The sequence below is a fragment of the Bradyrhizobium sp. 76 genome (genome assembly GCF_023073025.1).
Lineage (GTDB): Bacteria > Pseudomonadota > Alphaproteobacteria > Rhizobiales > Xanthobacteraceae > Bradyrhizobium.
Window position 1 is genome coordinate 501,286 of record NZ_JADPIS010000149.1, and the last position, 11,650, is coordinate 512,935.

General features: G+C 65.2%; 12 protein-coding genes and 1 tRNA gene. 8 read left to right on the forward strand and 5 right to left on the reverse strand.

Features of this window, described 5'->3' with window-relative positions; translation table 11 throughout:
• Positions 1-12 precede the first annotated feature (12 nt).
• Positions 13-1,509, reverse strand: a complete 1,497-nt coding sequence (locus IVB48_RS37855; RefSeq protein ID WP_247408201.1) for an amidase — start codon at positions 1,507-1,509, stop codon at positions 13-15.
• Positions 1,509-1,895 carry a hypothetical protein gene (locus tag IVB48_RS37860; protein ID WP_247408203.1) on the reverse strand — a complete coding sequence of 129 codons (387 nt, stop codon included), beginning with the start codon at positions 1,893-1,895 and terminating at the stop codon, positions 1,509-1,511. Before IVB48_RS37860 ends, IVB48_RS37855 begins: the two co-directional genes overlap by 1 nt.
• Here IVB48_RS37860 and rnz point away from each other — a divergent pair.
• Positions 1,894-2,796, forward strand: coding sequence for a ribonuclease Z (gene rnz / locus IVB48_RS37865; RefSeq protein ID WP_247408205.1), 903 nt, complete (start codon positions 1,894-1,896; stop codon positions 2,794-2,796). The genes IVB48_RS37860 and rnz overlap by 2 nt on opposite strands.
• A 9-nt stretch (positions 2,797-2,805) precedes the next feature.
• On the opposite strand, the gene IVB48_RS37870 is transcribed toward rnz, so the two are convergent.
• Positions 2,806-3,657, reverse strand: a complete 852-nt coding sequence (locus tag IVB48_RS37870; protein ID WP_247408207.1) for an IclR family transcriptional regulator C-terminal domain-containing protein — start codon at positions 3,655-3,657, stop codon at positions 2,806-2,808.
• A 103-nt stretch (positions 3,658-3,760) separates the two neighbouring features.
• Between IVB48_RS37870 and IVB48_RS37875 the strand changes: the two genes are divergently transcribed.
• The 7 genes from IVB48_RS37875 to IVB48_RS37905 all read left to right on the forward strand — a co-directional run bounded on the left by IVB48_RS37875 (position 3,761) and on the right by IVB48_RS37905 (position 10,702).
• Positions 3,761-4,675, forward strand: a complete 915-nt coding sequence (locus IVB48_RS37875) for a dihydrodipicolinate synthase family protein (RefSeq protein ID WP_247408209.1) — start codon at positions 3,761-3,763, stop codon at positions 4,673-4,675.
• A gap of 24 nt (positions 4,676-4,699) precedes the next feature.
• Positions 4,700-6,145 (forward strand): FAD-binding oxidoreductase, encoded by a 1,446-nt coding sequence (locus IVB48_RS37880; protein WP_247408210.1) that lies wholly within the window; start codon positions 4,700-4,702, stop codon positions 6,143-6,145.
• Complete coding sequence (locus IVB48_RS37885) at positions 6,142-7,248, forward strand: four-carbon acid sugar kinase family protein (RefSeq protein WP_247408212.1); 1,107 nt, start codon at positions 6,142-6,144, stop codon at positions 7,246-7,248. Before IVB48_RS37880 ends, IVB48_RS37885 begins: the two co-directional genes overlap by 4 nt.
• On the forward strand, positions 7,245-8,282 hold the full coding sequence (gene pdxA / locus IVB48_RS37890) for a 4-hydroxythreonine-4-phosphate dehydrogenase PdxA (protein ID WP_247408214.1): 1,038 nt from the start codon (positions 7,245-7,247) through the stop codon (positions 8,280-8,282). Before IVB48_RS37885 ends, pdxA begins: the two co-directional genes overlap by 4 nt.
• A gap of 14 nt (positions 8,283-8,296) precedes the next feature.
• Complete coding sequence (locus IVB48_RS37895; protein WP_247408216.1) at positions 8,297-9,427, forward strand: iron-containing alcohol dehydrogenase; 1,131 nt, start codon at positions 8,297-8,299, stop codon at positions 9,425-9,427.
• Positions 9,428-9,486: 59 nt separating this feature from the next.
• On the forward strand, positions 9,487-10,458 hold the full coding sequence (locus tag IVB48_RS37900) for a tripartite tricarboxylate transporter substrate binding protein (RefSeq protein WP_247408218.1): 972 nt from the start codon (positions 9,487-9,489) through the stop codon (positions 10,456-10,458).
• A gap of 170 nt (positions 10,459-10,628) precedes the next feature.
• A tRNA-Gln gene (locus IVB48_RS37905) sits at positions 10,629-10,702 on the forward strand.
• A 42-nt stretch (positions 10,703-10,744) separates the two neighbouring features.
• Here the strand turns inward: IVB48_RS37905 and IVB48_RS37910 are convergent.
• Together IVB48_RS37910 and IVB48_RS37915 are read right to left on the reverse strand one after the other, a co-directional pair.
• A complete protein-coding gene (locus tag IVB48_RS37910; RefSeq protein WP_247408220.1) occupies positions 10,745-11,152 on the reverse strand; it encodes a caspase family protein in 408 nt (135 codons plus the stop codon).
• Complete coding sequence (locus IVB48_RS37915) at positions 11,101-11,643, reverse strand: caspase family protein (protein WP_247408222.1); 543 nt, start codon at positions 11,641-11,643, stop codon at positions 11,101-11,103. Before IVB48_RS37915 ends, IVB48_RS37910 begins: the two co-directional genes overlap by 52 nt.
• Between the last annotated feature and the right edge of the window lie 7 nt (positions 11,644-11,650).

The following is an 11,650-nucleotide window of genomic DNA, read 5'->3' on the forward strand; positions in this document are numbered from 1 at the left end:
ATCAGCTCGTCATTACTTGGCAGACAGCGACGGCGGCGGGACGAAGCCGCCGAACTCGCGTTCCATCAGTCCGGCGAGCGCAATCGTGGTGCGGTCCTCGAGATAAGGCCCGATGGTCTGGACGCCGATCGGCAGGCCCGATGGCGTGCGCTCGATCGGAACGGCGGTCGCAGGCAGTCCGCAGGTCGAAGCGGGGTCTGCCCAGATGAAGCACGCATCGGCATAGGGATAGAGCTGTCCATCGATATCCAGTTGCCGCGCGTCGAACGGCTCGGACTGGTTCTGGGGAAAGGCCGGCACGGCGGCGGCGGGGTAAATCACTGCGTCGAAATCTCGGAACAGCTCCTGCCACCGTTGTTGCAGCCGCAAGCGCGCCGCATCGGTCTCCAGCCATTCGCGATGGACCATCGCCCAGCCGCGCGCGCGCTCGGCCTGCAGGCTGCGGTCCTCGAGCGAGAGTGCCGCGGCAACGCCTTGCGCCTCCGCGAGGGCGGCCGGTGTCAGGCGCGGGCTGCGCGCGGCGTTGAGCAGCTTCATGTAGAGCCGCGCGGACTCGGCGAGATCAGGCAGCGATGCGCTCGACCGCGAAACCCGTGCGCCTGATCGTTCGAGCCGTTCCGACAACCGTCCGATGGCGGAACGCACGGCATCGCCTGTCGGCATCAACGGATGCGTATCGATCACGAGAATCCTGAAATCCCTGAGCTGGTCGTGTCGGGGGGCCGGCAACGCAAGACGATAGCCGATGCCGTCGCGCGTCTCGTCGGGGCCGGCGATCACGTCGAGGGCGAGCGCAAGATCCGAGGCGGTACGCGTCATCGGCCCGACGACGGCCAGATCGCCCTGGCCAGGCACGGGCGGCGCCGGCGGCAGGCTGTATCCGCGCAGCGGGACCAGGCCGAGGCTCGGCTTGTGTCCGAACACACCGCAGAAATGCGCAGGTACCCGGATCGAGCCGCCGATGTCCGAGCCGATCGAGAGCGGTCCGAACCCCGCGGCCAGCGCCGCGCCCGATCCGCCTGAGGAGCCGCCGGGCGATCGGCCGAGATCCCATGGATTGTTCGTCGTCCCGTAGATCTCATTGTAGCTCTGAAAATCCCGCAGACCGATCGGGATGTTGGTCTTGCCGATGATGACAGCGCCCGCCGCCTTCAACCGCGAGACGACAAGGGCGTCCTCCGCCGGCTGGAAATCCCTGAAATGCGGAAAGCCCCATGTCGTCGGCAGGCCGGCGACGTTGAACGGTTCTTTCAACGTCACGGGGATGCCGAGCAATGGTTGCCGCTCGCCGCGGCCAAGCGCGGCATCGGCGGCGCGTGCGGCGTCTCTTGCGCGATCGAAATCGCGAACGACGACGGCATTGATCCGCCCGTCCAGCGCCTCGATGCGCGCGATCGTGTGCTCGATCAACTCCGACGCAGAAACCTTGCGCGCGTGCAGGGCGCTCAGCAGTGTGCTGATCGAACCGTAGTCCCAGTCAGTGGGCATCTGCGGCAGTCCCCGTTGCATCACGATCTCCATTGTCTCGCCTCGCCGTGTCGATGTCGTTCGGCTGCAAGCCGCGAGTCGATTCTTGTATCGAACATGCGGCGGGAAAAGGTGCGGTCGGCCATGCCATCCGAACCGCTAACGGCGTCGGCGCGACTTGCGGATTCAAAATCTGGGATCATGCAATTCTGCGCCTGTTTTGCCCGACGAGTCAAACCGTCTTTGCGGGCAGGATACCCGCCACGCGGTGCGAAATTCTTCAATGATTTGCACTGTGCATGGGGTTGTTTTCGCGTTTTTTTATCGAGCGTCCTGCGGGACCCGCGCTTGATGCGGATCGATGGGCTCTGTACGCGCTGCTGCTCGCGTGGCATTGGGGGCGGTGAAGCCTGGATACTGACGAGCATGTTCGCCCTGACATTCCTTGGGACCTCGGCAAGCGTTCCGTCGACGGAGCGCAACCATCCGGCTCTCCTCGTGGAGGCTGCGGGCAAGCGCGTCCTCATCGATTGCGGCGAGGGTACGCAGCGCCAGTTGCTGCGCAGCGGCGCGGGGTTTCGGCGGCTTGACCGCATTCTGCTGACGCATGCCCATCTCGATCACGTGCTCGGCATCCCCGGTCTCTTCTCGACGCTGGGGTTGCGCCAGCAATCGGACGTGATGACCGTCCATGGAGGGCAGGGGACACTCGACATCGTCATCCGCATGCTTGCCGGCCTGTGGGGCACAGGCAGAGCGCCGATCCCTGTGGAGTTCGCGCCGCTGATTGAAGGACAGGTTATCGACGCTGGTGACTTCACCATCGACTGCTTTCCGGTCCGCCACCGGGACACCGACAGCTTTGGTTTTTCCTTCCGGAGCCCCGCACGTCGCCATCTGGAGCGGGAGCGACTCGCCGAGCTCGGTGTTCCCGATGGGCCGATGCGCGGAGAACTGGCGGCGGGACGACCGGTCGTGATCGCCGGCCGTACGATCGATCCGGAAGACGTTCTAGGGCCGGCGAGCGGCGGCAGGAAGCTCGTGGTAATCGGCGACACCGAAACCACCGACGGGCTATCCAAACATGTCGGCGACGCCGATCTGCTGGTGGTCGAGGCGACCTTCCTCGATCGCGACGCCGCGACCGGACGGGACTATGGCCACCTCACCGCCCGCGAGGCGGCTGCATTTGCCGCAGCGAACAACGTCGGGCAACTCGTGCTGAATCACATGTCGGGGCGTTATCGGGACGAAGAAATTCTGGCCGAAGCGACAAGGATTTTTCCAAGTACCCGGATCGCTGCCGACTTCGATCACATCGTGATTTGAACGCCGCCCTCAGCTCGTCAATCCCGACTTGATCGCGAGGTCCTGCACCTCGCGCGTCGCCTGCATCAGCCTTGGCAGTGCCTGGTCGCGGAAGGTCTGCATGTCCATGCGCATCGCATCGACAGTGACGCTCAATCCCCCGATCACGAGACCCCGGGCATCGAAGATCGGCGTTGCCAGCGTGCGCAGGCCATAGGCGTTCTCGCCGTCGGAGACGGCATGGCCCTTCTTCTTCACCTGATCGAGCCGGGCGAGCAGGGCATCGAGATCGGTCAGCGTTCGCTCCGACAATTTGACGCGAGGGCGCGCTTCCAGTCGCTCGATCTGCTCGTCCCGCGCCAGATGCGCCAGCATGGCATGACCGAGCGCGGCGCTGTAGGCGGGAATGCGCGTGCCCGGCCGGCGATCCATCTTGTGGCGGTCGAGGCCCGCGCCGATGCGCGCGAGATAAACCACGTCGCCGCCGTCGAGGATCCCCAGCGAGGCCGCATCGCCGACATCAGGCACGAGATCGCGCAGCAGCGGTTCGACGATCGGCCGCAACGATCCGTGCGACAGCACGGTGTAGCCAAGGTCGAGACAGGCAACCCCGAGGCGGAACCGGCGGCTTTGCGGAACCGCCTGGACATAGCCGAGCTCGACCAGGGTCTGGATCAGCCGGAACGCCGTCCCGCGATCGAGATCGGCGCGTGCGGCAATCTCACTCAGGGTCAACTCGAAGGCTTCGCTGGTGAAGCCCTCGAGCACAGCGAAGGCCTTGCCGACGGAAGCGACATAATTCTTGGGATTCTTCGGGATCGTTGCCGGTGCGCGCTTCGTGGCCTTCTTTTCGATCTTGGCCATGCTGTAATGTCTCGCCATGACATGTCGCCCTTGACGTGGCGGCAAGCTGATTTTACGACAGGTCAAGCTAATAACAAATGTTCGCATTCCGAAACAACATCGATTGACGATCGGAGGAAGTTTGTCGACATCATCGCTGCACCCTCATGGGGTGTTCTCCGCCGCGCTGACGCCGCTCGACGCCGAGTTCGCCCCCGATCATGTGCGCTTCGTCGCGCATTGCCGCCATCTTCTGGAAGAAGGCTGCGACGGCATCGCGTTGCTGGGCACGACAGGCGAGGCGAACTCTTTTTCGGCCGCCGAGCGCATCGCACTGCTTGAGGCCGTTGTCGCCGCCGGCATCGCACCGCAGCGGCTGCTGCCCGGCACGGGCGTTGCCGCGCTCAGTGAGACCATTGCGCTGACGCGCCACGCGCTCTCGGTCGGCGTCGATACCGTCGTGATGTTGCCGCCGTTCTACTACAAGGCCGTCACCGACGACGGCATCTTCGCCTCCTACAGCGAAGTCGTGCAGCGCATCGGCGATGCCAGGCTCAAGCTCGTGCTCTATCACATCCCGCAGATGTCGGCGCAGCCGATCTCGCATGCCCTGATCGAGCGGCTGCGCGCGGCTTATCCGTCCACCTTCACCGGCATCAAGGATTCCTCCGGTGACTTCGCCAACATGACCGCGATGGTCGAGCGCTTCCCGGGCTTTTCGGTCCTGGTCGGGGCCGATCCGCTGCTGTTGCCGCTGCTGCGCAAGGGTGGCGCCGGTTGCATCACCGCGACTTCCAATCTCGTCGCGCGCGATCTTGCCTATGTCTACAAGCATTTCCGCGACAGCGACGACGACGCGGCACTCAAGGCTGCGCAGGCGCGCATCGTGAAAGCGCGCGAATTGGTGTCGCGTTTCCCGCAGATGGCTTCCCTGAAGGCGCTGGTGGCCGAGCGCACCGGCCACGCCGGATGGCAGCGCCTGCGGCCGCCGCTGGAATCCTTGCCGCCGGAGCAGGTCAAAGAGCTGCTCGCGAACGCGACGGCAATCGCTGCCTAGCGCGGCGCGCGACGAGGCCATCCGATGTCCGACCCTTTCCGTGATGCGTTGACCGGGCTTTCCGCCATCATCGGCGACAAGCACGTCATCGCGTCCGGGGCCGACCAGGAGCCGTACGTCGTGGACTGGCGCGGGCGTTATCACGGTCACGCCGCCGCCGTGGTGAAGCCCGGCTCGACCGCGGAGGTCGCCTCCGTCGTCGAGTACTGTGCGGCAAGGCAGCTCGCGATCGTACCGCAAGGTGGCAACACCGGGATGTGCGGCGCCGCGACCCCGGATGATCGTGCGGGCAATGTCGTGATCCGGCTCGACCGGATGCGGGCCGTGCGCGACGTCAGCCCGCTTGCCAACACCATCACGGTCGAGGCCGGATGCATTCTCGCCGAGGTGCAGAATGCAGCCCGGGACGTCGATCGCTATTTCCCCCTGAGCCTGGGTGCCGAGGGCTCCTGCCAGATCGGCGGCAATATCTCAACCAATGCGGGCGGCACGGCTGTGCTACGCTATGGGCCGACGCGCGATTTCGTGCTCGGGCTGGAGGTCGTGCTGCCCGACGGGAGAATCTTCAACGGCCTGCGTGCGCTTCGCAAGGACAACACAGGTTACGCGCTCAAGCAGCTCTTCATCGGTGCAGAGGGGACGCTCGGCATTGTCACCGCTGCCGTGTTGAAATTGTTTTCGCCGCCGCGCAGCTCGGCGCTGGCGCTGCTCAAATTGCAGGGCGTCGAGCAGGCGCTGGAGATCATGCAGCGCCTGCGCGGTGCCGTCGGCGACCGGCTCGGCAGTCTCGAGATCATGTCGCGATCACAGGTCGAAGCGATATCGGAGACCGTGCCGCATGTCACGATCCCGTTCGAGCTGACGACGCCGTGGTATCTGATCGTCGAGCTGACCGACACGCTCGCGGGCGTCGACCTCGATGAGCCGCTCGGCACGGTGCTGGTGGATGCGATGGAGGCGGGGCTCGCCGAGGACGCCATCCTGGCGTCCAACCTGGCGCAGGCGAAGGCAATCTGGGCCGTCAGGCACAGCGTGTCCGAAGGCAACAAGCGCAGCGGCTATGTCGTGTCGCACGACAGCGTGGTGCCGCTGGAGCGTCAGGCCGCCTTCGTCACCAATGTCGAGGCCCGGATCAACGCCGCCGTGCCGCATGCGCGCGTCGTGATGCACGGCCATATCGGCGACGGCAACATCCATGTGATCGCCCTGATCGACCGCGCGCATTGCCGGGATCCGGACGCCACGGCCGCGCTTGTCGCGCAAATCAACGAGATCGTTGACGACGAGACCGCGGCGCAGGGCGGGGCGATCAGCGCCGAACATGGCATCGGGATCACCAATCGCAGCCGGCTCGCCCGCGTCGCCAATCCCCTCGATATCGAGTTGATGCGGGATATCAAGCAATTGCTCGATCCCAAGGGCCTGATGAACCCGGGCAAAATCTTCAATGTTGGAGGCGCGCGAGGATGACGAGCGTTCGTCTGCTTGCCGATGATCTCACCGGTGCGCTCGACACCGCCGCGGAGTTTGTCGGCCTGTGCGGACCGTTCAACGTCACCTGGCCGGAAGCATCTGCGTCGCAGGTATCCGGAAGCCTCGCGATCGACAGCGGCAGCCGCGAGCGGTCGAAGGCGGAGAGCACCGAGATCGTCGGACGGCTGGCGCCGCGGCTTCAGGGTGGGACGATCGCCTACAAGAAGGTCGACAGCCTGCTGCGTGGCGCATGGGCCGCTGAGCTCGGGGCCTGCCTGCGCAGCGGCCATTGGGCATCGTGCGTTGTCGCGCCTGCCTTCGACTATCAGGGCCGCCGCACCGTGGGTGGCCAGCAATTTGCGCGTACGGTGCAAGGCGACTGGCATCGCGTCGGAGAGAATCTCCTGACCCAATTGCAGGTGGAGGGCATCGAAGCGCGGCAGGGCCGGGCCGATACGCTCTCGCAAGGCGGCGTTCAGGTCTTCGATGCCGAGAGCGATATCGAACTCGATCGTGCGGTCGAGATGGGACGGCGCATGCCGGGGCCCGTGCTCTGGTGCGGAAGCGGTGGGCTGGCCGGCGCACTCGCCCGCAGTCATCGCGCCGATGCGTCGGACCAGTTGAAGCTGCCGGTGCTGGGGCTGTTCGGCTCCGACCAGGTTGCCACCGCTTCCCAACTTGCAGCATGCGGTGAGGCAACCATCACGCTTGCGGAAGCCGAGGGCGCGCCGCGCGTCCAGCGCAAACTGGCGGCCGACAGCGTTGCGCTCGTCAGGTTCTCCCTCGCCGACGGTCTGACCCGTGCCGATGCGGCGCGACGGATCGCGCGCGAGATGACGGCGGTGATTGCGACGCTTGAGCGGCCGGGCACGCTGATCGTTGCCGGCGGAGAGACTTTGAAGGCCGCATGCGTTGTCCTCGGCGCGCATGCGCTGCAGGTGACAGGACGTATCGTGCCGGGATTGCCGCGCTCGATCGTGCAGGGCGGCCGCTGGGCCGGCGTCGATGTGATCTCGAAATCCGGCGCGTTCGGCCCCAGCGAGCTGTGGCGCGATCTGCTCCGGACCAATCACTTGCTCAACATGGAGAGTCCGACATGACCTCTCGCCATCTTGCCATCACTATGGGCGATCCGGCCGGAATCGGGCCAGAGATCATCGTCAAGGCCTGCGTCGGCCTGAAGGACCGGATCGCGACGGGCGATCTGCGTCTGTTGATCATCGGCAGCGGCGCGGCGCTCAATGGTGCGAAAGCCGCGCTCGGTGTGGGCATTGCGATCCCTGAGGTTACACCCGACGATCGCGATTGGCCAAACTTGTGCTTCCTCCAGGCCGACGTCGAAGGCGGCCCGATCAAGCCCGGCGTGCTCTCGGCCGATGGCGGCCGTTTTGCCTACAAGGCGATCGAGCGAGGCGTCCGCCTGACGCAGGCGGGACGGACCGCCGCCATCGTCACGGCACCGCTCAACAAGGAAGCGCTCAACAAGGCTGGCTATCGTTTCCCCGGTCATACCGAGATGCTGGCGCATCTCACCGGTGTGCGCGGCTCGGTGATGCTGCTCGCCCACGGCAACATGCGCGTCAGCCATGTCTCGACCCACGTGGCGCTCGAGGACGTGCCGAAGCGTCTGACGCCGGAGCGCCTGCGCATGGTCATCGACCTCACCAACGATGCGCTGCTCAGGCTCGGCATCGCCAAGCCGAAGATCGCCATCGCCGCGCTCAATCCGCATGCCGGCGAGGGCGGCCTGTTCGGCCGGCAGGACATCGACGTGTCCACGCCGACGATTGCAAAGGCGGTCGCCGACGGCCTCGATGTCGTCGGTCCCGTGCCCGGCGACACCGTCTTCGTCAAGCTGCGCGCCGGCCAGTACGATGCCGTGGTGGCGATGTATCACGACCAGGGGCACATCCCCGTCAAACTGCTCGGCTTCCAGGTCGATCCTGCGACCGGCCGCTGGCAGGAGCTCTCCGGCGTCAACATCACGCTGGGCCTGCCGATCATCCGCACCTCCGTCGATCACGGCACCGCCTTCGACATCGCCGGCAAAGGCATCGCCAACGAGCACAGCCTGATCGAGGCCATCGACTGTGCCGAACGGCTGGCTGCTGGCGCCTCTGCATCCAAATCATGAGATCGAGCGCGACGATGACCAACGCTTTCACCCCCATCGAAATCCTTCGTCCGACCGTCCTCGAGTTCGGCTGCGGCACGATCGCCGCAGCGGCGCGCTTCGCCGAGCGCATCGGCGCCAAACGACCGCTCGTGATTTCCGACCCGTTCAACGCGCGCCGTGTCGACACACTGGCGCTGCCGGGTGCGGTGAAGGTGTTCGGCGAGGTAAAGCCCGAGCCGGACCTGCCAAATCTCGACAAGGCCGTGGCGATGGCGCGCGACGTCAAACCCGATCTCGTCATCGGCTTCGGTGGCGGCAGTGCGATGGATGTCGCCAAGCTGGTGGCGGTGCTGTGTACCTCCGAGGTGGCCTTTGCCGATATCGTCGGTCCCGAGAAGGTGGCCGGCCGCAGCGTGGCGCTGATGCAGATTCCGACCACGTCGGGCACCGGCAGCGAGGCCGGCACCCGCGCGCTCGTCACCGATCCCGTCAGCCAGAACAAGCAGGCGGTGCAGAGCCGCTTCATGCTGGCTGATATCGCCATCGTCGATCCGGACCTGACGATGACCGTGCCGAAGGAGGTCACTGCCGCCACCGGCGTCGATGCTCTGGCGCATTGCGTCGAGGCCTATACCAGCCGCAAGGCGCATCCGGCGATCGACCTCTACGCGCTCGAAGGCGCCCGGCTGGTCGGTCATTATCTCAAGCGCGCGGTCGCCGACGGCGGCGATCGCGAGGCGCGCGCGGGTCTGGCGCTGGCCTCGCTGTACGGCGGCTATTGCCTCGGGCCGGTGAACACGACCGCCGGCCATGCGGTGGCCTATCCGCTCGGCACGCGCCATCATGTGGCGCACGGGCTCGCCTGCGCGGTGATCTTCCCGCATACGCTGGCGTTCAACATGCCGGCAGCCGAGGCCAAGACGTTGGCGGTGCTGGCGGCACTCGGACTGCCGGCGCAGGGTGATGCGAAGCTTGCATTCGAGGCGACGTATGGGTTCTGCAGGAATCTCGGAATCGAGATGCGGCTGTCCGCGCTCGGCGTGCCCCGCGACGACCTCGGCGTGATGGCTGACGAGGCGCACGCCATTCGCCGCCTGCTCGACAACAATCCGCGCGACCTCGGCCGGGATGCGATCCTGAACATGTACGAGGTCGCGTTCTAGCCCTCTCCGCGCACGCGCGCGGCAGCCAATCAATAACAGGAAATGCAGAGGAAACTTCGATGAGATCGATATGGCTTGTTCTTGCCTCGGTCGTGCTGCTGGCGACGTCGCCGGCGAAGGCCCAGGACGGCTATCCGTCCAAGCAGGTGACGGTGATCGTTCCCTTCGCCGCCGGCGGCACCGCGGATATCTTCGCGCGTATGGTCTCGAACCATCTTCAGATGAAGTTCGGCAAGCCGTTCGTGGTCGAGAATGTCGGCGGCGCCGGTTCGATCCTCGGCGTGACGCGGCTGGCGAAGTCGGCGCCCGACGGCATCACGCTCGGGCTTGCCAGCACGTCCGCGCTCGCAATCAACCCCACTCTCTACGGACCGAAGCTCAGTTACCAACCGGACAAGGATCTGGCGCCGGTTGCCCAGATCAGCGTTGTCCCCAACGTTCTCGTCGTCAACCCCGACAAGATCAAGGCGCGCACCGTGCCGGAACTGATCGCCTATCTCAAGGCGAATCCGGACAAGGTCTCGTTCGGCTCGGCCGGCGTCGGCACTTCGCAGCATCTTGCCGGCGAGTTGTTTCAGCAGATGACCGGCACCAAGATGGTGCACGTGCCCTACAAAGGCTCGAGCCAGATGCTGACGGATCTGCTGAGTGGCCAGATTGATCTCGCCTTCGATAACGTCCCGCTGCTGCTGCCGCAGGTGAAGACCGGCCAGCTCGCGATGCTTGCGACCGCAACGCCCAAGCGCGCCGCCTTCGATCCGGAAATGCCTGCCGTCGCCGAATTCCTGCCCGGCTTCGAGGCCGTGGCCTGGCACGGCTTCTTCGTCCCCGCGGCGACGCCGAAGCCGATCGTCGAAAAGCTCTCGGCCGAGATTCGCGCCTTCATGCAGCAGCCGGAGACGGTGCAGAAGATGGCCGAGCTTGGCGCAGCCGCGGTTGTGGTGGATTCCGAACCGTTCGCGGCCTACATCGCCGCGGAAACGGCGCGCTGGAAGAAGGTGATCGAAGCCGCGAACATCAAGCTGGAGTAGCTGTCCGCGGGATCTCCGGGGGAGGCACGCAGCCCATCCACTGCAGCGCTTGCCAGCCCACGGCCGAGCGGGTAGAACGCTGCCACGCCTGAGCCGTGATTTGCGCTGAATGCGCTTCCGGCCCCAGCCGGGCTATTCAATAAGCCATTGAATTTGTTCGGCTATTCCGTTGGGGAATGGTGTAACGGTAGCACAACAGACTCTGACTCTGTTTGTCTAGGTTCGAATCCTAGTTCCCCAGCCAATTCCGGCGCATTTCTGTTTCGCCCGCTGCGCCGTCCCGGCGTTACCTCGAATTTCTGCGCGCCGGATTCTTTCCTTTTTTCGCTGCTGATTTCTTTTTCTTCGCTACGGCCTTCTTCGTCTTGGCCAGGGTGAAGGGGCGGGCGGCCATGAAGGCCGGATTGCTGGCGCCCACCAGCGACAGTTTGGGTGACTGATCCGGGGGCATCTTGGCGCCGATGGCGGTGTGGAAGCGCCGGTAAGATCCCTTGAATGTCCCGCCGTTCCAGACCGCCTTCAGCGCTCCCGTGAACAGGCCGTTGAATGTGCCGTCCTGCGAGAGCTGGTTGTCCGGGCAGCCGGAGATCAGCAGCACCGACGCCTTGACGTTGGAGAAGGCCTCGGAAAGATCGCGCCGCTTCAGGATCGGATCATAGGTCTTCCTGTTGGCCTGGTAGACGCGCAGCGCCATCTCGTCCGGCATCGCACGATAGATGGTGCCGGGGACGGTGCGTGCCCTAGCCTGATAGTGCAGGCTTTGCTCACGCTGCCGCTATGACAGCTATCCGAGAGCAGCAGAATGCGCACGCCGGCTGCAAATGCGCCCCATGAGGAATACAGCTCGTCATCGACCAACTCGCCGTCGTAGAGGCACCAAGTCTCGTCCTTGCCGTCAGGCTCGTCGCCGTTGAGGTCTGGCAACTGACCGCCGTGGCCCGAATAGGTCAGGAAGAACATGTCGCCGGATTTGAGGGACTTGGCCGCGTGCGCGATGCCGCCCAGGACGGCCGCGCGTGTCGCCTTGCGGGTGACGAGCCTGGTCGGCGCGAAGCCGCTTGTGTGGACGAGATCCGCCATGTCGTTGGCGTCTGCTTCGCAGGCGTTGAGAGGACCGCTCCAGCCTTCGTAATGCTGCGGATCGACCGCGTTCAATCCGATGTGCAGCGACATGCCTGTTGCCATGATTACT

Bases quoted from the DNA above. Each gene is read 5' to 3' on its own strand.
- IVB48_RS37895 (WP_247408216.1), top strand. From the start codon at position 8,297: ATGACCAACGCTTTCACCCCCATCGAAATCCTTCGTCCGACCGTCCTC.
- IVB48_RS37910 (WP_247408220.1), bottom strand. From the start codon at position 11,152: ATGGCGCTGCGCGTCTACCAGGCCAACAGGAAGACCTATGATCCGATC.
- IVB48_RS37900 (WP_247408218.1), top strand. From the start codon at position 9,487: ATGAGATCGATATGGCTTGTTCTTGCCTCGGTCGTGCTGCTGGCGACG.
- IVB48_RS37885 (WP_247408212.1), top strand. From the start codon at position 6,142: ATGACGAGCGTTCGTCTGCTTGCCGATGATCTCACCGGTGCGCTCGAC.
- IVB48_RS37855 (WP_247408201.1), bottom strand. From the start codon at position 1,509: ATGCAACGGGGACTGCCGCAGATGCCCACTGACTGGGACTACGGTTCG.
- pdxA (WP_247408214.1), top strand. From the start codon at position 7,245: ATGACCTCTCGCCATCTTGCCATCACTATGGGCGATCCGGCCGGAATC.
- IVB48_RS37860 (WP_247408203.1), bottom strand. From the start codon at position 1,895: ATGCTCGTCAGTATCCAGGCTTCACCGCCCCCAATGCCACGCGAGCAG.
- rnz (WP_247408205.1), top strand. From the start codon at position 1,894: ATGTTCGCCCTGACATTCCTTGGGACCTCGGCAAGCGTTCCGTCGACG.
- IVB48_RS37915 (WP_247408222.1), bottom strand. From the start codon at position 11,643: ATGGCAACAGGCATGTCGCTGCACATCGGATTGAACGCGGTCGATCCG.
- IVB48_RS37880 (WP_247408210.1), top strand. From the start codon at position 4,700: ATGTCCGACCCTTTCCGTGATGCGTTGACCGGGCTTTCCGCCATCATC.
- IVB48_RS37870 (WP_247408207.1), bottom strand. From the start codon at position 3,657: ATGGCGAGACATTACAGCATGGCCAAGATCGAAAAGAAGGCCACGAAG.